The sequence below is a fragment of the Allobosea sp. 10L417 genome, from assembly GCF_056395485.1.
This window is the reverse complement of sequence record NZ_JBFTJP010000001.1, coordinates 1,212,668-1,235,750: the sequence shown is the minus strand read 5'-3', so window position 1 is coordinate 1,235,750 and position 23,083 is coordinate 1,212,668. Positions and strand designations below refer to the sequence as shown.

Below are 23,083 nucleotides of genomic sequence, written 5' to 3'. Positions count from 1 at the left end.
CGTAGCGGTGTCTCGCCTGACGCGGGACCAAGCCTCGCGGTTCCTATGATTGGCGGACAGGGCGTGAGGCCACGTCCTATCGACGCAGAATCTCGTTCAGCGAGACGTCACCCAGGGCCTTCACCTCACGGACAAGACAATCGACGGCGTCATCGATCTGGGCGTCGCTATGTGTCGCATTGATGAAGAAGCGCAGCCGCGCCGCCTTTTCGGGCACACCGGGCGGCACGATCGGGAAGGCGTTGACGCCTTGTTCCAGCAGCCGCTCGGCCAGCATGACGGTGGGAACCGTCTCCCCGATCACGACCGGAACGACGCCGAAGCCCCAGCTTTCGCCCGTATCGAGCCCGGCCGCGCGAGCCCGCTCCCGGAAGCGTTGCGACTGACGCTGCAGATGAAGCACGCGTTCGGGCTCGCGCACCATCAGATCGAGCGCGACAGTGGCGGCGACAGCGTTCGTCGCGGGCATGCCCACGCTGTAGACGAAGCCCGGCGCCTGGTGCTTGAGAAGGTCGACGACAGCGGCGCCGCCTGCGACATAGCCGCCACAGCTGACCAGAGATTTCGACAGCGTGCCGAGCCAGAGGTCGACGCCCTCCGGCGCGACGGACTGATGCTCGAAGATGCCGCGCCCGGTCGGCCCGAGGACACCGAGGCCATGCGCATCGTCGATCATCAACCAGGCCGAGAAATCCGTCTTGATCTCGATCAGGCGCGCCAGTTCGGGACCGTCGCCATCCATCGAGAACAAGCCCTCGCTGACGATCAGAACCCGCTCGAAACGATGCCGCTCAGCCGCGAGCATGGCTTCGAGCGCGTCGAGATCATTGTGGGGAAACAGCCTGCGGGCGCAGCCGGCCAGCTGAGCCCCGACCACGACGCAGTTATGGATCAGCGCGTCATGGACGATGAGATCCTTCGGTCCCATCAGCGTCGCAATCGACGATACCGCCCCCGCGTGGCCGGAGACGAAGGCGATGCAGTCCTGAGTCTGGTAATTGCGAGCAAGCGCCTGCTCGAGATCACGATGCACCCGGCGTTCGCCGGCTGTAATCCGGCTGGCCGACACGGAACTGCCGTACTCCGCGACAGCCTTTGAAACCGCCTCCGTAATCTCGGGATGCCCGTTCAATCCGAGATAATCATAGGAGGCGAAGTTGGTGACGGGCCTGCCCTCGACCACCGATGTCGCCCCGGCGCGAACCTCGTGCAGGCGATAATAGGGGTTTTGCAGCTTGGCGAAGTCGGCAAAGCTCCGCTGGAACTTCATCTGCTGGTACAGCGGATGATCCTCGAAGGCGGTGCTGGTGCGGGTCTGCGGCCGTGAAGCCCGCGCAGCCGGCGCCGGTATGGCGCGCGGGGCCTCGTCCATCCGCGCCAGGAGACTGGCCAGCGCGCCATCGGAGAGAGGAGAGCTTTCGTCGTTCATTCGGCCCCACCATGGCTGGCGCGGCGGACCATCGCCTCGACCTGGCTCGCTTGCTCGGGCGAGAGATCCATCTTCGAATGCACGTTGGCCAATCTGATGATGGTTGCCTGCATATTCTCGGCTGGAGCCTGCTCGACTTCCTCTTCGGCTTGATCGAGCTGATCGACGATCGTGCCAGCCATGTCCAGGAGGCTGCGATCGCCGGCGCCGACCACCGCGATCTGAACGCCGATGGCTTCCTCAAGCGCCATATGGAGTTCCAAAGCCATCAGCGAGTCCAAACCGAGATCCGCAAGCGGCCGGGTCAGATCGACCTTGACTTCCGCCATGCGCAGGATCTCCGCCACCTCACGGCGCAGGACACCGGTGACGATGCCGATGGCCTCTTCGCGGCTCTTCCCGCGCAAGGTCGAGCCCAAATCCTCGGCATGGACCGCCCGCACCTCGCCACCGGGGTGACCGAGATCGATGAAGGCCGCGCTCTTGAGCAGGTTCAGCTTGTCGGAGCCGCCACCCGGCGAGATTCCGGCGAAGAACTGCACGGGATCGGCAGCGTTGCCGAGGCTCAGGAGCCGGCCCAGATGCGCCAGCGCCTCGAACGAGCGCATGGGCACGACGCCGGTCGTCCGCCGCAGGCGCTGCCCGAGTTGCTTGTCCCGGGCGATGAGGCCGACATCGGAGATGGCGCCCCAACCGATGGCGAGGCCCGGCTTCCCCTCACGGCGGCGGCCGCGCATGAACCCTTCGAGGAAGCCGTTTGCGGCGACATAGGCCCCCTGCCCGGGGCTGCCGATCAGCGTCGTCGCCGACGAATAGGCCACGAAGACGTCGAGCGGTTGATCCTGAGTGGCCTTCGACAGGTTGATGATGCCGTCCACCTTGGTCCGCAGAACCGCCTCAAGGCGCTCCGCAGACAGATTGGCGATCAAACCGTCGTCGAGATGCACCGCCGCATGGATCACGCCCCGGACGGGTCCATGCTCACGCGCCAGCCGCTCAACGGCGGCCGCCACGGCAGGCCCGTCGCAAACGTCGAGCGCTTCGACGATGACCTGCGTACCGCCGGCCCGCATCTCGGCAAGCTGCGGCGCGAGGTTCTTGTCCACCTCGCCGCGACGGGACAGCAACGCGACATGCGATGCCCCCTTGCGCGCAAGCCATTGCGCCGTCGCGAAACCAAGCCCTGCCGTGCCGCCGATGACGAGATGGAGCCCCGGGCGGACCTTGTAGCTCATCGAGGCGAGGTCGGTCCGCGCGACGCGCGGCGGCCGGATCACGATCTTGCCGACATGCTCGGAGGCTTGCATGGTACGGAAGGCCGCGCCGACCTCGTAGGCGTCGAAGCTGCGATATGTCAGCGGCCGCAACCCTTGCTTCTGGAAAGCCTCGGACAGCTCCGCCATCATCCCGCGCACCAGTTCCGGATCGGCCGCGAGCAACTCGTCAAGGTCGATGCCGCTATAGGCGATGTTGCGCAGGAATGGCCTCAAAGCCAACTGGGTGTTGTCGAGGAAGTCCCGCTTTCCGAGTTCGAGGAAGCGCCCGAACGGCTTCAGCAGGCGGAAGCTCGCGAGCATTGCGGAGCCGGCCAGCGAGTTGAGCACGACATCGACGCTGCCGAACCGCTTGCGGATTTCGCCAGCGAAACGCTCCTGGCGCGAATCGAAGACTGCGTCCGCCCCGGCAGCGGACGCGATGGCACGGCGCGCCTCATTGCTTGCGGTCCCGAAGACGCGCGCGCCATGAAGCTTTGCGATCTGGATCGCCGCGAGGCCGACTCCGCCGGCCGCACCGTGAACCAGAACGTCGTCGCCGGCACGGATCCGGCCACGTTCGACCAGCGCATACCAGGCGGTCGAGAACGCGACGGGAATGGTCGCGGCAGCTTCGAGATCGAGCCCTTCCGGAACGGGGAAGAAATGCCAGTCGGGGCAGACGATATGGGAGGCGAAGGTGCCGGTGGCAAAGCCCATCACGGGGTCGCCCGGCCGTAGGCGCGTCACGCCCGGTCCAACCCGGCTCACCCTGCCCGCGCATTCGAAACCAAGCGCCGCGCGCGTCAGACCCGCACCGAGGAGATCGTCATCGAGAACGCCGAGTCCGACCATCACATCGCGATAGTTCAGGCCTGCGGCGACGACCTCGACCTCGATCTCGCCTGCTTGCGGGGCCAGGCGCGGTTTCCGCTGCCATTCGAAACCGTCGAGGCCGACGCCGTCGGCAAAGTGAAGCACGGCGCGCTCGTCGGGGCCGATCGGCGCCTCAAGTTCGATGCCGCGCCGAATGCGGCCGACCTCGATCCCATGGGGCGCGATCCGCAGCTCACGCTCGGCATTGTCGAAGGTCAGGATGTCGGCGAGGCCGGCTGCCGAATCAGAGCCCGAGAGGTCGACAAGACGCAGGTCGATCTCGGGGAACTCGTTGATGGCCACGCGCGTGAAGGCCCAGACACCGGCATCCTCGCCGACGCGTTCGGAATCGACCGCTTGGCCGCTCTCGGTCAGAACCACCATCCGGCGTGGCCGTTCCGCCGCAGCGAGCAGCTTCAACAATTCGGTCAAAATCTCGATGCGAGCAGAAAGTCTGCGGCCTAGCGCCGCATCCGAAATCTCGGGCGTGACGACGATCGTGGCTCGCTCGCCTTCCGGAAGCGTTTCGAGCCACGCGGAAAGCGTCTCGATCCGATCGCAATCGAAGATCTCGGCCACCAAACCATAGCGATCGTGGCTGTCGCCTGCGCCCGGCGCAGCCAGGATGGCGACATGTTCTGGCGCGACCTGCGGCCTGCTGGGAGCGGCGGCCCGGACCGTGAGCAGAACCAGCGTGCCGTCCGCGCTCTGGTGTTTTTCTATGGCGGTGGCGCGGGCCTCCTTTAGATGGCGCCGAGCCCCTTCCATCCCGCCATGCGCCGCACTTGCCTGATCCTGCCAAATGGAAGGCGTGGAGGCACCCAGAAGGAAGAACAGATGTGGATCTTCAACGGGGCTCGCCAAAAGGACTGGCGCTTCGCCAACAAGCAGATCCATCGCACCGCGTATCGCCGCTTTGTTGCTCGCCCATAGCGGCGAAAGCGGCATGTCGAAGCCGATGAGAGCATCGAAGCGTGCGGGGGCGGACTTTTCGACGCCATCAAGGATGAGCATGTCGAACAGGCTGCCGGCCCCGGGCCAATGTCTCTGTTCGTCGGCTCTCGCCGCGTTCGCAACGGCGACTGTGACCCGTGCACGACCGGCTTGGACCGCCTCCGCCAGAGCCTCGGCAAGCCCGCTATTCCAATCGCCGGCGACGAGCAAGCGCAGGGGCCTGCCGGCGGCCACGCTCCAGGCGGTGAGCGTGCTCCTCACCCCATTCCGCATTGCTGCGGAAAGCCCGAGCAAGCTCCAGTGATCATGGGCGAAGCCGGCCGGACGCGCCTCGACCTCCCCCGTACGCAGGAACGGACCCGCATGGCTCAGCGCCTGGGCGGCCAAGCGCAGCTCACGGTTTGCGGCCGGAACCCGCTGCAGCAGCGTGCCCAGCAAGGTTTCGGGCGAGGGCAGCGCGAAAGTCGCCGACAGCCGCGTGCCGTCCTCCGCGCTGTCCAAGCCGCCGGCCATTGCCAGCACATCCCGGGCCAACCCGAAAAGCGGCTGGGCCACCGGCGGAACTGTGCCGTCGACGACGACACTCTCGAAGCTGTCGCCGCGTTCGGGCGACAGCAGATCGCGGCAAAGCCTCTGCGCCAGCGAAATGGTGAAGGCCTTCAGCAGGAGGGAAAGCTGCTTCGTTTCACCGGGCTGGCCGCTGTCGGCATCCGGCAAATCGTCCGCGACGTCCGGCAAGACCACCGGCGCGATCGACAGAAGCTCTTGCCGGAATGTCCGCTCGATCATGAACGGCTTGACCAGATGGACCGAGCGCAGGACGGCGGCCTCGATCGCCGCGACAAGCACTCCATCCTCACCCAGCAGGATGACCGAGAGCGTCTTGAAGCGGTCGGTCTCCCGCGACAGCTTCGTCACCGAACGCGTTATCTTCGTCGCCGGCTTCCAGACGCGGATGCGGCGAAAACGGATCGGAAGATGCGCCTTGCGCTCGCCGTCGCGTTGCGGGCGCGCGAGGAACAGCCCGTGGAAGCTGCCGTCCAGCGAGATCGGGTGAAGCACATGCGAATCGTCGAAGGCGCCGGTGCCGCCTTGGGGCACCGACAGGCGGCTCTCGCCGACGGTCTCGTCCCGCAGCGTCGAGAGCACGGCCCGGAAGGCCGGGCCGTAGTCCAGGCCGGCGCGTTCGGCCGCCGAATAGATCTCAGTGGCCTCGCTGAATATCGGGTCTTCGACCTCGGGGATCTCAGGCACTTGCGCCGCCGCGGCAGGCCGCAGCGGTTCCAGCGTTCCACGGGCATGCAGGATCCAGTCCCCGCCGGCGAAACGACGCCTGCTCCAGACCTCGATCGAGCCTGTATGCTCGAAATAGCGTGTCGAAATCTCGCGTGTCTCGTCATCGGCGAAAGTCATCGCCTTGGTGATGTCGAATTCCACGATCTCCAGCGGCACGGCACCGAACAATTCGCGGCCGGCCGCAAGAGCGAGCTCGATCAGCCCTGCCGCCGGCATGACCACGCCGCCGTCGACACGATGGTCGTCGAGATAGGGCAACAAGACGGGATCGAGCAGATTGCGCCATTCCGGAGAGCCATCCGAGAGACGCGCCCCGAGCAGTGGATGCAAGGGCACGCTTGCGATCAGGCGGCCATGAGCGCTGATCGCTTCGTTCGTTCCCTCGAAATGATACTGTTCGGGCTGGAAGGGATAGGGCGGCAGATCTTCGATCTTGGCCGGAGCGTCGCCGAAAACGGCCCGCTGCTCGTGAACGATGCCATTGACAGCAAGACGAGCGACCACCGCGCAGACCGGATCCCGATCCATCGCGTCGTTGGTCGACAGGGTCGACAACACGGGACCCTGGATTTCCGCCGCCTTCAGAATATCGGAGATCGGGCCGACGAGGATGGCTCGCGGCGAGATTTCGATGAAAGCCGCATCGGAATGCGCCGCCAGTGCCGTCTCGACCGCTTCGCCGAAGCGGACGGGGCGGCGGATATTGTGCCACCAATAGAACTCGTCCAACTCCTCGCGCGCCAGCGCGCGGCCGGTTACGGTCGAATAGAAGGGCGTGTGCGATTGCTGGGCAACGATCCCGCCGAGATCGCGCACAAGGGGCTCGCGGACGACATCGAGCGCGCGGGAATGGAACGGATAGTCCACATGCAGCGGGACGCAGGCGATTCGGCTCTTGCGCGCCACCCGCGCCAGCATCTCGAGTTGGCCGGCAGGCCCGGACACCGTCGTCGACGTGGCGCTGTTATAGGCGGCGATATCGACCTCATCCGCGCCGGATTGCCGCAACAGGTCCTCGACATTCGAAGAGTTGCTCGCCAGGACCAGCATGCGGCCCTTGCCGCGCACAGCCTCCTGGTGCCGGCTGCGCTTGTGCATGACCTGCAGGGCGTCGTTCCGGGAGATCAGCCCGCAACACTCCGCTGCCGCGATCTCTCCGACACTGTGACCGAGGACACCGGCGGGACGTATGCCGTATTCGGCCAGAACGGCTGCGAGGGCCGATTGCACGGCGAAGATCAGCGGTTGGGCGATCGAGGTTTGCTCGAGTTGCTCGGGCGAGACACCGTCCCGCAGGCAGTCGGCAATCGACCAGCCGGCGATCTCTGCGTAGAGGCGGTCGATCTCGTCGATCTCACGCCGAAAGGACGCGTTGCTACGATAGGCAGCGACGCCCATCTGTCCGAACTGGGCACCGTTCCCGCTGAAGACGAAGACGGCGTCGCGGACCGCGCCATGGACCACGGCTGTCGAGGCACGGGCTTGCACATCGGAGCCTTGCCCGAAGGCGCGCAGGGTGTTGGCCACATCCGCCGCGGCAATTGCCCCGCCAGCAAGCGGAATGGCCATGCGATGCGGCAATACCTCGCGCTGATATGCCAGAGCGCCGGCCACATGGGCACTCGTTTGGCCGCCCGAAATCGTCTCCGCGATTTGCAGCGAGCGAGTCTTCAGCGCGTCCGCTGTGCTGGCTGAGACCAGCAGCACTTCGGCGGAGCGTGAGGGCGGCTTGTGCGCTTCGGCGGCCTCATTGCTTCGTGCCGCGCGCAGGATGGCATGGCCATTCGTCCCGCCGAAGCCATAGTTGCAGATGCCGGCGAAGAGCTCCCGGCCATCGGATCGCAGCGCAAGCGGCTGGGTGACGGGCGAGAGGTTGAGGTCATCGAAGGCGATGGCCGTGTTCCGCTCTTCCGCGAACAGCGAGCGGGGAACGACGCGATGCTCCAGCGCGAGGCTCGCCTTCAACAAACTCGCGAGGCCCGAGGCAGCCTCGAGATGGCCGATATTGGATTTGACCGAACCGATCGGCAGAGGGCTCGCCCGGCACTGCCCCAATGCTTGGCCGATAGCCGCAGCCTCGATGGGGTCGCCGATCTTCGTCCCCGTTCCGTGCGCCTCGACAAAGGCGAGTGCATCAGCGTCGAGCCCCGCCGACCGGTAGATCGTCTCGATCAAATGCTGCTGAGATTCCGTTGAGGGCAGCGAGATGCCATTGGTCCGGCCGTCCGCATTTGTACCGGCGGCGACGACCACGCTGCGGATCCTGCGCCCGGCGGCGACCGCGTCGGGCTCCCGTTGCAGCACCAGCACCACCGCCCCTTCGGAGCGCACGTAACCGTCCGCAGCTTCCGAGAACGGCCGGCACAACCCGGTCGGCGAAAGCATGCGGGCTTGCGAGAAGCCAATGAAGGGAACCGGCGAAAGCAGCATGTTCACGCCGCCGACGATCGCCACCTCGATCTCCCCGGCCCGCAGAGCTGCGACAGCTTGCGACAGGGCCACGAACGAAGACGAACACGCCGCGTCTGCAGTGAAACTCGGCCCCTTCAGGTCAAAGACGTAGGATAGCCGGTTGGCGAGAATCGACAGGGCATTGCCCGTCATGAAGTGGCTGCCGATGACGGCCGGATCGAACGCGCCGACATTCTGATAATCGGCAAGCGAGGCGCCGACATAGACGCCGATATTGCGCCCTGCCAGCGCTGACGGAGGCAATCCGGCATCCTCGCAGGCTCGCCAGGTCGCGGTCAGCAGCAGGCGCTGCTGCGGGTCCATCTGCTGCGCCTCACGCGGCGAAATATTGAACGGCGCCGGATCGAACCCAAAGGCATCGTCGAGATACCCTCCGGCGAAAGTATAGGAGAAGCCAGGAGCGGGGTCGCCCGGACGAAGGAACCGCTCGATGTTCCAGCGGCCGTGCGGCCTTGGCGCGACGACGTTTCGGCCGGACTGCAGCAGTTCCCAGAATGATGCGAGCGAATTCGCGCCGGGCAGGATGCACGATGCGCCGATGATGGCGGCTTCGGCGACGGTAGACTGCTTTCGAAACGACATAGACTTCAGCAATCTCGACGATCCCGTGCGATCAGCGCAGGTATATTGCGGCACAGTCATGCCGCCACACCCGACCTGCTGATAAGGGGCACTCGCGCAAATTACAATACGACCTAAACTTCAGATTGCGCCGCCAGCCTCGATCTTATGGACAAACTGTGAAAGCGCCGCGAAGTAATCGGACCAGGTGAAACTGGCATAGCCCGGAGAAGGAGCCAGGCGGCGTGGCTCGGCCGATATGAGCGACGTAACGGCAGCTTCCCAGCCCAGGCCATCGATCGGATCGACGAAGACCGTTTCAGGATGCCCCACTTCGCGATGTGCGGGGATGTCGGAGGCAATGACGGGCGTGCCGACCGCTGCGGCTTCGACCACAGGCAGCCCAAATCCCTCGATGAAGGACGGCATCAGCAATGCGCGCGCACCGCTGATGACGCGCTTGAGCGCTGGCGTAGACAGGCCGTGGAGCACATGAATCTGCGCGCTTACATCACCTGAGCGCCGCAGCCGATCGAGGATCAGGTCGCCTTGCCAGCCCTTGGCTCCCGCGATCACGAGGTGGGGCGTATTCGGCCCGAGACGGCGATGCAAGCGCTTCCAGACCTCCAGAAGCATCAGATGGTTTTTTCGCAGTTCTATCGCGCCGCAGACCACGAAATATGGGATGGAGGCGAGCGTCGGGTCTGGGTCAGGCGGATGACGGAAGATCGACGGAACCGGCAAAGGCAGTGCGAGCGTGGGCAGCGCCTTGACGCCTCGGCGCTCCAACTCCACCGCGATCGCTTTCTGAGCAGCTCGGGTCGTGACGATCAGGCCAGCAGCGTAACGCGCCGTTTGATCGACCATGGTCGAATGAGCCTTGACCGCGCTCGGCGCTACGTATTCCGGCGTTTCAAGCGGGATGACATCGTGCAGCATGAAAAGAGGCCGGATATCCGGCCTCTTATTTAGCCAGCGAAGCAAGAGAGGTACAGCGAGGCCGACCTGGCCAACATTCAGGTACACGGTGTTTCGCTTGAGCGTTTTGGCCGCATCGTCACCGAAGCCGATACCGGTTGCCTTGATGAGCGAAGTCATCCGGGCTGTCATGGTGAAGGGACCGCTCGACGGAAGGTACCACGACGATTTTCCGGCTTGCATCGTCGGTGCGAGCGATGTCCAGGCGCCGTCGACCGCCGGCAGCTTGTTCTCGGCCCACAATTCCTCCAATCGGGCCAGGCCGCGCAGGACGCGCTCACGCGGAAAAACACGTGTGCCCCAGGCCGTCGGAAGGATGGCGCAGCAATCGTCCTTCTCATGCTCGAAGAAATAGCGCGCATAGGCGAGATCGACCCGGTCAATGCCGCGCGGGGTCAGGGACAGCGGCCCCAAGAAGAGTCGCGTGGCGTCATAGGCGATCGGCACGGAGGAATCCTACAGGGCTGGCTGAGTTCGATTGCCGATCGTTACGGTCTCAAAATATGTCGCCCCGAGCGGGCCACGATCCGACCTTGTGATGAAATACGGTTTATTCGCCGACGATGCTTGAAACCGGCAGCGTACTCGGCAATAGCTAGCTCCGCCATTCCATTCAACCAGCAAACGTCCTTGATACGCATCAATAACAGCCTTGTCGGCGCTGTCGAGCGGAAGGCGCTGGCTTGGCTCGTCAGGCGTGTGCCGGCGCGAATGACCCCCGATACTCTGACGGCTTTCGGCATCGTTGGCGCGGCTCTTACGCTGGTAAGTTATGTCCTCACCGCTTGGTCTGCCGGATTCTTGTGGCTGGCCTCTTTGGGCTTGGTGTTCCATTGGCTTGGCGATTCGCTCGACGGCAATCTCGCGCGTTTCAGGAAGATCGAGCGGCCGAAATACGGATACTTCCTCGATCAAACGATCGATGTCATCGGCAACCTGCTGATCTGCTTGGGAATGGGGCTCTCGCCCTACGTGCGGATGGACATCGCTCTGCTGGCGCTCGCTGGCTACCACGCGCTGTCGATCTATTCGCTGGTCAAGGCCTGTGTCTCGGGAGAGTTTCACGTTTCCCTGGTCGGCTGGGGGCCGACCGAAATGCGTTTGCTCATCATCCTGATGAACACGACGGTCTTCTTTTTTGGCGCGCCCGAATTCGTATTCGCCGGCTGGACCATGACGTGGTGCGACATCACCGTGTTGCTGATGGCGGCCGGCTTCTTCGCCGCCTTCATCCACCTGCTCGCGAGCTATGCGGCAGAACTCGCCCGCGAAGAACGCCGCAGTCATGACGAGGAGCCTCGGGCCCGCCGCCCGCATGCCCTCTAAGAGAACCATCGCCTTGGAAAGGTGCGAACGCGTGCCCGCTCATCCGTAATAGGCGATGTATTTCCGGAAATAGTCCTCCCAGGTAACCCATTCACCGCGAACGAGGTATTTCCGCCTGGCATCGGCCCATCCGATCTGCAGTGCAGCCGCGACCTTCGGATGGATCGGGACCTGCAAGCGGCGCAGGGAATCGAGCGAGCCGGGCAGCCAGAAATGGAGTGAAAGCCCGAGTTCCTTCGCGACCTGCCTGACCAGCATCTTCATGATGCGGCCGTTGGGATGAGCGGTCGTATAGAAGGTTTGCCTCTTCCTGAAATTCTCGAGGATATAGGCGCCGATTCCCGCCTCGAACTTCCGGTCCATATCCTCGAGACGGGCCTGCTCGAAGCGAAGCAGGCGATTAAAGTCGATGAGCCGATCGACCTCGAGCGTTTCATACGCTTTGAAGCGCTGCTCATGATCGGGGACCTCCCGCCGCAGGCGCGCCAGCAAGCCGTCGAAATAGGTGAACTCGAAATTCGGGAAGTCCCGATTGCGAGCCACCTTGTCGTCCGGCCCGTTGAACGCGTCGAACGGCCAGGGCGAGGCAAAGCGAACGCAAGGGTAACGCAGTGTCGGCAGGTCGCTCCGCACATGGGTGCGCAGCGGATATTGATCCCATTCCCGGATATCCTGGACGAGGAGCAGGTCGCACTCCTCCAGGTCCCGTTTGCCCTGCTCGTGCAGATTGGCCGGAAGCTCCATGTAGTGGTGCTTGACCGAAAAATGGCGCGAGAAGCCTGAATGGTAGCGAAGCGCCTCGGCCAGCAGATTGCCCTGACAGTTCCCAAAGATCACGATCTGCTTTTTGACCGACGTGGCGGCCGCAGCCCTCGCCCGTGCCGGCAAAATCGATGGAGCTATTTCCGCGGATAGCCGGCGCAGATCGAGCGAGCGGATGACGACATCCGCATTACGGAAGTGACGCAGCCGGATGTCGATCGTGCGCGGCACGCCCACATCGAGGCTCAGATCTTTCGCGATGGCGAATTCGAGCGAGACGCGGCCGGTTTCGAGTTCGCGCGCATCGAACTGAGCGCACCCCAGGACAATGCCGTCCCGGGTCCCGACGGCGATTTCGAGCGCCGGCTCCGACGCGCTCCGCATGCGCTTGAGCTCGCAGACGACATCGGCGCGATAGGTCCCGGCCGGAAGTCGCAGAATTGCAGAGCTGCGGCCCAGTTTCAGTCGAGTAATCGAAAAGGGCGAGAGACGAATGGCACCCGGAATGGGAAGGGTCCGCAACCGGCCGAGCAACCGCCACGGCGCGAGCGCGCTCGGCGAGCCGGCCAGCGGCTCGGCGGAGGCTTCGCGATGCAGCGTGACCGAAGCCATCGTCAAAAACGCATTGCCGAAATGGGTGAAGCGGAACTCGAAAGGGGCATCGGCACCGCTTTCTATGCTGAGCTCCCGCGGCACTTCGAAGGCCAAGCTCAGTTCGCCGCTGCGGAGCTCGGCCGCCGTGTAGTCGCGCCATGCGCGCAGGATTCGATTCTGCGCGATGACCTCGAGTCCCATGACGGGATGCTCGCCTTGTAGCGGCAGGCGCACGCGACACCGAAACGATATGCGGTATCGCCCCTCCTCCAGACGCAGGAAAGGACCATAGAGGAACGCCTGCGCCGGAATCAGAAGAACAACCGATACGGTACCATCGGACCAGCGCCTCGCCGGTTCGCGGACCTCCATCAGCGACAGGAGCGGCCGCGAATCACTGTTGCGGGCTTCCGGCGCGACCTCCTGCGTTGTCCTGACCTGCGCTAAAGCATCCATTCTCGGTTCCACCGGATCATGGCCGGGCCACGTGCCTCATTTGCCAAAGCGCGATGCGGCAACCAACACCGCCTGCCGGCCTTGCCCTGCTCTAGCATTCCTTGCGTCGACACGCAGCCGGCGCAGCAAGATTTTCGCGGTTGATCTGGCCGCGGCGCGTCTCCATAGAATAGCGATGGTGCTTTCATCTCGTTCGTGGGGCAAAAGAAACTTGAGGCGCTCTATCCCGCCTCTCGGATCGATGCCCGCGCTCGTTTTATAGATAGCTTTCAATGAGCCATTTCTCGTCTTTGGCAGAGGTCTTGCAGCATCAGGCAGCAAGACGGCCTGAGATCGCCGCGGTGACTGTCTATTCCGATCGCCCCGGCGATCGGCCAACACTGACCTTTGCCGAGCTCTGCACCCAAGCGGAGCATCTCGCACGGCAACTCGCAGCCGAAACGACGCCCGGCGACCGCGCTTTGCTCATTTTTCCGTCCTGCCTGGAATTCGTCGTCGCCTATTTCGCCTGCCTGATGGCCGGTGTCGTTGCCGTCCCGATGATGCCGCCGCGTCGCAACGCGAATCACGACGCCAGCGCGGCCATCATCGCTGACTGCGCACCGCGGCTGGCGCTGAGCCCTGCGTCCGATCCGGATCCGCGCGGGCTGCTGCGTCAGCGCCTGGCCGAACGGGGTATTCGCCACATGCTTGTCGCGCTGGCTCCCGAGCCTGCGTCGATCTGCACCCTGCGGCCTCACCCGACGAACCTGGCCTTCCTGCAATATACTTCAGGCTCGACCTCGTCGCCGAAGGGAGTGATGGTCAGCCACCGCAACCTGCTCGACAATCTGGCGATGATGCAGAGGCGCCTGGGCAACCATGCGGATTCGGCCCATGTCAGCTGGATTCCGCTCTATCACGACCTCGGTCTGATCATGAATTTGCTGCAGCCGATCTATCTCGGCGCGCCATGCGTTCTCATGACGCCATCGGGGTTCATGCACCGCCCGCTGAACTGGCTCAGGGCGATCCACGACCACCGCGCCGAGGTAGCCGCAGCTCCCAATTTCGCTTTCGATCTGTGCGTCGACCGGTTTCGGCCGGAGCAGATGGAAGGCGTCGACCTCAGCGGCTGGAAGGTCGCTCTCAACGGCGCCGAGCCGGTGCGCGCCGCGACGCTGGAACGTTTCAGCGCGACCTTCGCCGCCTATGGCTTCAAGGCGGAAGCGATGCGTCCGGCATACGGCCTGGCGGAGGCGACCTTGCTGGTGACCGCCGCCAAGAGAGGCGCCCTGCCACRCATACGTCAGGTGAGCGCGAAGGCGCTCAAAACCGCGCGCATCGCGTCCCCCGAAGATACCGAAGACAGCTGCCCGATCGTCAGCTGCGGTTCGCCTATGGACGGCTTATCCGTCCTCATCGTCGATCCGGCCACGCAACGTCCGTTACAGCCCGGTGAAATCGGTGAGATCTGGATCCGGGCCTCGAGTGTTGCCGGCGGCTATTGGCAGCGCGCCGAAGACAGCGAGCGCGTGTTTCGCGCGCAGCCTCAGGTGCCTGAAGACGAGGCCCCCGAGCAAGCCGGCGCCTGGTTGCGGACCGGGGACCTCGGGCATCTCGACGAGGACGGCGAGCTCTATGTTGTCGGCCGAATCAAGGACGTCATGATCGTCCGGGGCGTCAACCACTACCCTCAGGACATCGAGGCCACGGTTGCCGCCAGCCACCCTTCCCTGCGGCGGGATCATGGGGCAGCCTTCACCGTCACGGACGAACAGAACGTCGAGCGAATCGTCGTCGTCCAGGAAGTCGAGCGCAGCCAGCGTCGCACAGTCTCCGAGCCAGAGGTGTTTGCAGCGGTTCAATCGGCCGTGGTGAACAATCACGAGGTGGCCCTGCACAAGATCGTGCTGATCCGGACCGGCTCGCTGCCGAAGACGACGAGCGGAAAGGTTCAACGCAGCTTGGCTAAGCGTCGCTGGCTCGAAGGAACGCTCGAGCCATGGAACCTTCCGGAGCCGGTTGAGGATCGCAGCACCCTCACAGCTTGACGGCACCGGGCCGCGGCGGCATTCGGAGCGCGGACCCACGATCAATGCGACGGATCTCCATGCCGCCCGTTTCGGACATCGAACGCTTCTGCAGAGCCGGACTTGGGGTCATGCTCGACCGCGACGAGGCCGGGATTGAATCCTCGGCGACCTTCGCGAGCCTGGGCCTCGACTCCGCCGCCGCTGTTCATTTCGTCCTGGAAGTGGAGCAAGAATACGGTGTCGAGCTCTATCCTGGTGTGACACAAGATTACCCGACGATCGCGCAATTCGCGGAGTATCTCGGCACTTTGAAGCCAATCTAAATTGTGACCAGCCCTGAGCCTTCCAGCCTCGGCCGCTCGAGATGTACTTGTCTTTTCTTTGAGGCCGGCCTCGACGGCGCGGGGCATTGGCGATAATAGACCCTCTGCCGATAAACCGACGCGGCAAGACAAGCATTCTTGGGGATGGGCGAGCGCTGATGGCACACGCTTCGAACGCTGCCGGCGGCCAGCACATGGGGAATGCGGACGACATCATTCCGCGCGACATCCGCTTCGGAATTCTGGAGAACGCCCAGCGGCACTGGCTGGAAGACGACATTATCAAGACGGTGCTGATCGACGGTCTGTCGATCTTCCTGCCTGAGGGCGAGCGCTTTTTCATTCGCTCGCTGAAGCACTATGGCCCGAAGCTCCAGGATCGCGAACTCGCCGCCGAGATCAACGGCTATTCCGTGCAGGAAGCCTACCACACGCGCGAGCACGAGGAATACAACCGGGCCATGACGAAGCTCGGCTACGATGTCGAGAAGATGGAAAAGCCGATCCGCCAGGGCTTCGAGATCGTCAAGAATCCGCTGCATCGGCTGTCGATCACCTGCGCGATCGAGCACATGACCGCGACGCTGTCGACACTGACGCTGCGCCATCCTGAGCTGATGGACAAGGCAGCGCCGGCCTATCGGCGCCTTTGGATGTGGCACGCGCTCGAGGAACTCGAGCACAAGGCCGTGGCACTCGACGTGCTCAAGGCCGCAACGCCGGGGATGTCAAGCTGGCGGCGCTATATGGTCCGCGTCCTTGGAATGAACGGGACGCTCTTCCCCTTCCTCGTCCTCTTCCTGCGCAATGTCCCGATTTATGCCAAGACGGACGGGGTCAAGACCGGATTGCGCTTTTGGCTGCGCTTCTTCTGGGTGACGATGATCTATCCCGGCTACTGGCGGCGCTGCCTGCCGAATGTGCTGCGCTACTATATGCCGGGCTTTGATCCGCGTAACAGCGACGATCAGGAGTTGATGCGTAAGGGACGGGACTGGCTGGCAGCGAACCTCCCGCCGCCGCCCGGCGCGACAGCCTCACAACCGAGCGCCTGAGGCACAGCGCCCATGGCGAGCCCTGCTTTCTCCGGCCTGCTTGAAGCCATCGATCGGGGCGCCTTCCCCAGGACGCGCAAGTTGCTGTGGCGCGTGCTCTACAACATGTTGTCGCGGCGGTGGCGCGACGACGACTGGCGGTTCATGAACTACGGCTTCCTGCCGTCAGGCCCCGGCTTTCCGCTCGGCCCGGATGACGAAGCCGACCGCCCCTTCATCGGGCTCTACGCGCAAGCGGTCGCCGGGCTGCCGCTCGCCGGCGCGCGCGTTCTCGAGATCGGGTCCGGCCGCGGCGGCGGCGCCCGCTATGTCGCGCGCTATCACCAGCCTGCCTCGGTCACCGGGGTCGACTACTCGCCCGCGACCGTTCGGCTGGCGCGCCGTCTGAACGGGGACACCGCCAATCTGACTTTCGAGGTCGGCGATGCGGAAAAGCTGCCTTTCGCCGATGCCTCGATGGACGTCGTGGTCAATATCGAGTCCTCGCATTGCTACGGCGACGTCGCGGCGTTTGCGCGGGAGGTCGAACGTGTATTGGCGCCGGGCGGCTGGTTCACATTCGCCGACATGCGCGGCCGGAACGCCCTTCCCCAGTTGCGGGAGCATCTGACGATACCCAGCATGACTCTGCGCAGCGAAACAGATCTCTCGAAAGGCGTGATCGCAGCCCTCGACGCAGCGGAGCTACGCAAGCGGACGCGGATCGCCAAGATTCGCTTCATGCGAGGCTTTGTCGCGGAGTTCGCCGGCGCACAGGGTTCTGTGCTCTACCGGGAACTGAGCGAGGGCGGTGTGGTCTACATCGCGCAACGCTACCAGAAGAGCCCCTCTGCCACCTCCGGATCTTCGGCCGAGCCTTCAGCATAAAGTCGGCGCTCCGCAACGCGACCTGAAGCGGAGTCGAACTCAGCGCGATTTCGGAGAGCCTGGCTCGGCGGTCGCTGGTCCCTGCTCGGCCCCCTCGAAACTCTTCAGCGTGTCGTCATAGCGCGGATGCAGCGTTCCCATCAGGCGATCCCAGAACGAGAATGTGTGTCCGTAGTTGAACCTGAACGTGCCGTGATGCTGATCGTGGAACACGGTGCTGGCGAGCGGCCATGGCGCACGGCCAGCCGGTGAGGCGAAATGCTCGAAACCGGCATGGCCCAGCATCCCGCTCACCTGATCGTAGATCTTCTGCAGCACGAGCATCTGCCAGGGGATGGGCAGGACGAAGACGATGATCGCGTAATAGGCTTGGTTGAGGAGCGCTTCGCCGAAACTCTCGTGATGGTTGCTCCAGACCGTTGGCGCCACGCTCTTATGGTGAAGAGCGTGAAAGCGATAGAAGGCCCGGCTGTGTAGCAGCCGATGAACCCAATAAAACCAAGCGTCATAAAGAACGACCGACACCAGCAGTGTCAAAGGCCCCGACCACCATGTAAGTTCCAGCGGCACAAGCGACCAGCCTTGCCGCTGTGCGAAGAGACCGAACGCGAAACACGCCGACAAGGTGAGGATCGAAATCGGAGCTTGCCGCAACTCCTTCCATTTGCGGCGGTTGACCCGGTTCTTCTGAATGCGGCGTTCGGGATGCCGGGCATTCATGACCTCGAAGAAGAGGCCCGTCAGCAGCATCACCAGAATGACGGCACCCGCCACGAGACCAAGAAGGTACAGAAAGTCGATCGGGAGCGTCACAGTCCAGCCAATCTTCGAGCCTCGGCCTTTCGGGTTACGGATGCGCCTATATCGCTGCGTCCCCATCCAGATAAAGCAAGCGATCCTCATGATTGGTGGGGTCGAGGAGGCTTTCATCCGAAACCGGAACAACTTCCGCATCGTAGCCGAGGCATTGGAGCACGGGATAGGGACCGCGCAACAACGCGAGCAAGGCTTGTGGATCGCGGCAACGCCCGGGGTTGAACTCAAGCACGATGCGCGGCCGCCAGCGCGCGATGGTCTGTCTCAGCCCGACGACGATGTCCTCCTCGGCCCCTTCGGCATCGATCTTGAGGAAATCGACACGCGGAAACTCGCCCAGCAATGCGTCGAGGCTACGGATGGGGACCTCGACCAGCGCGGCATCATCATGAGCGGCGATGTCACCAACGAGCATCGCGTTCTTTGGCTCGCCCGCGGGCACGAAAAGGCGCCCTTCTCCCTCGTTCGCGCCGGCAGCGGCAGCCATGACGGTGCTGCAGCCGGCAAAACCGTTGAGCTCAAGGGTTCGCCGGAGCATCTCGACGACCGGCGGATTCGGCTCCACCGCCATCAAGCGACCCGTCGGGCCGACGAGATCGCTCATGAGCAGCGAATAATAGCCGAAATTCGCGCCAACATCGGCGACTTGCATGCCAGGCTCGACTAGACGGGCGATGAATTGCGTCAGCCACATCTCCCAATAGCCGTCGAGCATCACATGCGCAGCAAAGCCTCGATCGCGCGTATCGAGAAACGCCTTGTATCGCCCCAAAATGCGCGAGAGGACGACATGATCGCCGAGATAGGCGGTTTGCGTCGCCGCACGGCAGAGGCATTCAGTGTGATAACGATCCGGTCCCCGCAGTTCGTCCAGGGACAGGATGCTCCCGGGAACGATCGGCTTCGGCATTGGCAGATCGACCGGGAGCGGCATCTTCTTGTTCCTGATCAACCTGTCTGCTCCAACCGCTATCCCGACGCGCGCCCACCAATTCGCCGGCTTGACCGTGCTGCCCACTAGGTAGCGATACCCCGTTCAACCAACAAGCGCACGACACGGTCGGCGAGCTCGTCGGCCTCATACCGGCTGCTGTCAAGAACGAGATCCGGCGCGGCAGGACGCTCGTAGCTTGAACTTATGCCGGTGAAGTTTCGAATCTCGCCACGCCGCGCCTTGGCGTAGAGCCCCTTCGGGTCGCGATGCTCACAGGTCTCGAGAGGAGCATCGACGAAGAGCTCGAGGAAGGGTGTGCCTTCAAGACGCTCGCGAACCATCGCCCGGTCGGCTGCAAAGGGCGAGATGAAGCTGCACAACACGATCAGGCCTGCATCGACCATCAGCCCGGCGACCTCCGCGACGCGCCGTAGGTTTTCGACGCGATCCCCTTCGGTGAAGCCCAGATCGCGGTTCAACCCGAGTCGAATATTGTCACCGTCCAGCAGCATCGTCAGCTTGCGCCTGGCGTGCAGCTTGCGTTCGAGGGCATCGGCGATGGTCGATTTGCCGGCCCCGGACAGTCCCGTAAACCAGAGGACCGCGCCCTTCTGGTCGAGCAGGCCCTCGCGTGCTCGGCGATCGACCGTCAACTTCTGCGCGAACAGGTTACTCCCGCGATCAAGGGCGTTCCGGACCATGCCGGCGGCGACCGACTCACCAGTCACCCGGTCGATCAGCAGAAAGCTGCCGGTGGCGCGGCAATGGTCGTAGCTATCGAAAGCGATCAATCCAGGCGTCGCAAGGTGGCAGATTGCGATCTCATCGCGCGTGACTTCGGTCGCCGCCACCCGCAGCCCGCTGACGATATCGAGCTTGCCTCTGATCGCCGTCACAGTGACCGGGCTGGTGAAAGTCCCGAGACGCAGCTCATAGTCCCGGCCGGCGAACAGCGACCGCTCGCCAAACCAGATCACTTGCGCTGAAAAGTGATTGGAGCAGGCGGGAAGATCGGGATCCGTATGCAGCAGATCGCCGCGCCCGAGATCGGTTTCCGGGGTCAACGCGACGGCCACGGCAGCCCCGGGGCCAGCCTCGTCAACCGGCCCTTCTACTCCCACCAATCTTTCTACAACGGCTTCGGCCCCACTGACCGCGACCCGGACCCGTTCGCCCAGCGTCAGCGTCCCCGTTGCGATCGTACCCGTGTAGAGCCGCACGCCGTCCGACGTGCGGCTGACACCCTGGATCGGCAGGCGCAAGCCGCTGCTGCCATCATCCTGGATGATCTCGAGGCTTTCGAGATGCTCTAGGAGCGTGGCTCCTGCGTACCAACCCAAAGATCGGCTTGCGACGACGACGTTGTCGCCGCGGCGAGCGGATATCGGGATCGCAGCGACATCAAGTTTCAACTGCGCGGAGACCGGCGCGAACGTTTCGCAGATGCGACGAAAATGCTCTTGCGAGAACCCGACAGCGTCCATCTTGTTCACGGCGAGAACCACATGCCGGATGCCGAGAATGCTGCAGATGGCGGCATGCCGGAAAGTCTGCTGCTGCAGCCCGCGTATGGCATCGACCAGAATGATGCCGACCTCACTTTGCGAAGCCCCGGTGGCCATGTTGGCGGTGTACTGCTCGTGGCCCGGCGTGTCGGCGATGATGAAATCCCGGCGTGCCGTCGACATGTAGCGATAGGCAACGTCGATCGTGATGTTGCGCTCGCGCTCGGCCTCGAGCCCGTCCGTCAACAGGGAATAGTCGATTTCACCGTTGCTCGTCCCGTAGCGCCGCGAATCCGCAGCAAGCGCCACCAGTTGGTCATCGGGCACTGCCCCCGCTTCAAAAAGCAGGCGGCCGATGAGGGTCGACTTGCCGTCATCCACTGCACCGCATGTCAGGATGCGCAAAGCCGGCGGACGTTCACAGGGCCTTGCCGCTTCAGGCGAGCCGAACACCGCCTGATATGACGCAGAAATGGGATTCAAAAATAGCCCTCCCGCTTCTTAGCCTCCATCGAAGCAGCGCCGGCACCATCGATCAGCCGCCCATGCCGCTCCGAGGTGTTGGTCGCTGCAAGTTCAGCCACGACCTCCGCAACCGTTGCGGCCTCAGATTCCACCGCCCCGCAGAGGGGATAGCAACCCAGCGACCTGAAGCGGACGGATCGCAATTCGGCCGTCTCGCCAGATTGAAACGGAAAGCGCTCGTCATCGACGACGATCAGGGCTTCGCCACGCAGCACGACCGGCCTATGCCTCGCCAGATAAAGCGGGACGATCGGAATGCCCTCGGCAAGCGTGTAGCGCCAGACGTCGCGCTCGCTCCAGTTCGACAATGGAAAGACGCGCATCGTCTCCCCGGGGCGCAGATGCGGGTTTGCCAGCCGCCAGAATTCCGGCCGCTGGCTGCGCGGCTCCCAACCGTGCTGGGGACTGCGCAAGGAAAACATGCGTTCCTTTGCGCGGCTCTTCTCTTCGTCTCGCCTTGCCCCGCCGATCGCGACGTCGAAGCCGCCAAGCTCCAACGCTTGCTTAAGCGCGTCGGTCTTCATGATCCGCGTATAGGCGTTGGTGTCGGCGGTGAACGGTGTGATCCCGCGCGCCAGCCCTTCCTGATTGGAATGCACCCGCAGATCAAAGCCCAGCGCATTCGCCAGGCGATCGCGAAACAGGATCATCTCGCGGAACTTCCACGTCGTGTCGATGTGGAGGAGCGCGAACGGTGGCTTCGCCGGCCAGAACGCCTTGGCGGCCAGATGAGCGAGAGCCGTCGAATCCTTGCCAATCGAATAGAGCATGACAGGGCGCCGAAACAGCGCAGCGGTCTCCCTCAGCAGGAAGATCGCCTCCTCCTCCAGCCTCCTGAGATGATTCACGTTTCGCATCGCCCAGTCGCTGCGTTGCCGACGTCCGGCAACGCCAATCCACGATTTCGCTGCATCACGGGCCGCCAGGCCCCCTGTTTACTTGAACCCGGCGGCGATGCTGGCGCCCTGTACCACGGGCGACGTCAGGCTCTGGAAGATGGAGAGAGCCTTTTGCACGTCCGTCAGAGACGCGTTGGAAACATAGAGGATGTCGCCTCGCTGCATGCGCAGGCCTTGCGCCACAAACAGACCGCTGGGATCGCGCAGGTTTACGCGGTAAATCACCGGGACCGAGCGACCGTAGCCAAGAAGGGGGCTGTCCGGCTTGATCCGCCGCAGGACGTCGGACGATTCGAACCGGTACAGGAACACGCCTTCCGGATCCGCTCGGAAGTCCAGCAGGCCGCCTGCCTTGGCCATTGCCTGCGCCAGGTTCATGGCGTCGGCGTCGAAGGGGATCTCCGCATTGCGGCCGGTTGCACCGGCCGCAATAAAGGTTCGCGGGTTGCGCACGAGCGTCAGCGTATCGCCACCGCGCAGATAGATGTTCTCGCGAGGGTTGTTGACGATCGCGATCATTGGCACGGCAAGCGTTCGCGAGCCACGCGTCAACCGGACTTCCGTTTCGTTGACAGGCGCGCGGATTCCTCCCGCAGCAGCGATGACTTCGAGGACACGATCACCTTTGTTGGACAAGGGAATGCGTCCACCCGACGCAACTTCTCCCGTGACTGCAACCGTGCTGCTGACCGGGCGGCTGATCGTCACCAAAATCTGGGGCTGGATCGCTTTACCTGCGAGCCGCTCCTCGATGGTGGCCTGGACCTCGGCAGCTGTTTTGCCGGCTACGCCAATGCGCCCGGCATAGGGAACCGATATCGTGCCATCACGAGCGACCGCTTGCTCGGGGATCGTCGCGGTCCGAGAACCAGGCGTGAAGCGATCCGTCGTAAGCGGCGCGGAAAAGAGGCCGCCGGCGCCAGCCTCCCAAATCGTCACAGCAACAAAATCGCCGATTCCGATCCGCGATTCGACCGCACCGCTGCGATCCCCAAAACTGCCGCTGAAGCTATCGACAGCGCGCGCGTTGAGGGCCGAGAGCGACGCCGGGGCCAAATCAATCAGCTCGAAGCCGAAATTCGCGTTATCCGCAGGCTGAGCAACAATATCGGCAGTGGATGGACCACTCGCGGGAAGACTGGAACAGCCCGCCAAAGCCATGACGGACAGAATCGCTACTAGGCCAA

Annotated in this window: 14 protein-coding genes; 5 read left to right on the top strand and 9 right to left on the bottom strand. The window is 63.7% G+C overall.

The features are described 5' to 3' along the window. Positions 1-76: 76 nt before the first annotated feature. The 3 genes from AC1DE3_RS06125 to AC1DE3_RS06115 form a co-directional block, all read right to left on the bottom strand. Positions 77-1,429, bottom strand: coding sequence for an aminotransferase class I/II-fold pyridoxal phosphate-dependent enzyme (locus AC1DE3_RS06125; RefSeq protein WP_476852235.1), 1,353 nt, complete (start codon positions 1,427-1,429; stop codon positions 77-79). Then, a complete protein-coding gene (locus AC1DE3_RS06120) occupies positions 1,426-8,862 on the bottom strand; it encodes a type I polyketide synthase (RefSeq protein WP_476852234.1) in 7,437 nt (2,478 codons plus the stop codon). Before AC1DE3_RS06120 ends, AC1DE3_RS06125 begins: the two co-directional genes overlap by 4 nt. 120 nt (positions 8,863-8,982) lie before the next feature. Continuing rightward, positions 8,983-10,266, bottom strand: coding sequence for a glycosyltransferase family 4 protein (locus tag AC1DE3_RS06115; protein WP_476852233.1), 1,284 nt, complete (start codon positions 10,264-10,266; stop codon positions 8,983-8,985). A 120-nt stretch (positions 10,267-10,386) separates the two neighbouring features. On the opposite strand from AC1DE3_RS06115, the gene AC1DE3_RS06110 reads away from it, so the two are divergent. Next, the gene (locus tag AC1DE3_RS06110) at positions 10,387-11,145 is read left to right on the top strand and encodes a CDP-alcohol phosphatidyltransferase family protein (RefSeq protein WP_476852232.1); all 759 of its coding nucleotides are present in this window, start codon (positions 10,387-10,389) and stop codon (positions 11,143-11,145) included. A gap of 39 nt (positions 11,146-11,184) precedes the next feature. On the opposite strand, the gene AC1DE3_RS06105 is transcribed toward AC1DE3_RS06110, so the two are convergent. Beyond that, positions 11,185-12,873: a WcbI family polysaccharide biosynthesis putative acetyltransferase gene (locus AC1DE3_RS06105; RefSeq protein WP_476852231.1), complete on the bottom strand. Its 1,689-nt coding sequence runs from the start codon at positions 12,871-12,873 to the stop codon at positions 11,185-11,187. 356 nt (positions 12,874-13,229) lie between these two features. Between AC1DE3_RS06105 and AC1DE3_RS06100 the strand changes: the two genes are divergently transcribed. The 4 genes from AC1DE3_RS06100 (at position 13,230) to AC1DE3_RS06085 (ending at position 17,217) form a co-directional block, all read left to right on the top strand. Continuing rightward, positions 13,230-14,990 (top strand): fatty acyl-AMP ligase, encoded by a 1,761-nt coding sequence (locus AC1DE3_RS06100; protein ID WP_476852230.1) that lies wholly within the window; start codon positions 13,230-13,232, stop codon positions 14,988-14,990. Between the two features lie 110 nt (positions 14,991-15,100). Further along, a complete protein-coding gene (locus tag AC1DE3_RS06095) occupies positions 15,101-15,295 on the top strand; it encodes an acyl carrier protein (protein WP_476852229.1) in 195 nt (64 codons plus the stop codon). A 158-nt stretch (positions 15,296-15,453) separates the two neighbouring features. Next, positions 15,454-16,350: a metal-dependent hydrolase gene (locus tag AC1DE3_RS06090; protein ID WP_476852228.1), complete on the top strand. Its 897-nt coding sequence runs from the start codon at positions 15,454-15,456 to the stop codon at positions 16,348-16,350. 12 nt (positions 16,351-16,362) lie between these two features. Next, positions 16,363-17,217: a class I SAM-dependent methyltransferase gene (locus AC1DE3_RS06085; RefSeq protein ID WP_476852227.1), complete on the top strand. Its 855-nt coding sequence runs from the start codon at positions 16,363-16,365 to the stop codon at positions 17,215-17,217. 39 nt (positions 17,218-17,256) lie between these two features. On the opposite strand, the gene AC1DE3_RS06080 is transcribed toward AC1DE3_RS06085, so the two are convergent. The 5 genes from AC1DE3_RS06080 to AC1DE3_RS06060 all read right to left on the bottom strand — a co-directional run bounded on the left by AC1DE3_RS06080 (position 17,257) and on the right by AC1DE3_RS06060 (position 23,057). Further along, entirely contained in the window at positions 17,257-18,030 is a 774-nt protein-coding gene (locus tag AC1DE3_RS06080) for a sterol desaturase family protein (RefSeq protein WP_476852226.1), read from the bottom strand. Between the two features lie 46 nt (positions 18,031-18,076). Then, positions 18,077-18,985: an FkbM family methyltransferase gene (locus AC1DE3_RS06075; RefSeq protein ID WP_476852225.1), complete on the bottom strand. Its 909-nt coding sequence runs from the start codon at positions 18,983-18,985 to the stop codon at positions 18,077-18,079. Between the two features lie 65 nt (positions 18,986-19,050). Then, the gene (gene cysC / locus AC1DE3_RS06070; protein WP_476852224.1) at positions 19,051-20,955 is read right to left on the bottom strand and encodes an adenylyl-sulfate kinase; all 1,905 of its coding nucleotides are present in this window, start codon (positions 20,953-20,955) and stop codon (positions 19,051-19,053) included. Then, entirely contained in the window at positions 20,952-21,854 is a 903-nt protein-coding gene (cysD, locus tag AC1DE3_RS06065; RefSeq protein ID WP_476852223.1) for a sulfate adenylyltransferase subunit CysD, read from the bottom strand. Before cysD ends, cysC begins: the two co-directional genes overlap by 4 nt. A 78-nt stretch (positions 21,855-21,932) precedes the next feature. Beyond that, complete coding sequence (locus AC1DE3_RS06060) at positions 21,933-23,057, bottom strand: polysaccharide biosynthesis/export family protein (RefSeq protein WP_476852222.1); 1,125 nt, start codon at positions 23,055-23,057, stop codon at positions 21,933-21,935. Positions 23,058-23,083 lie beyond the last annotated feature (26 nt).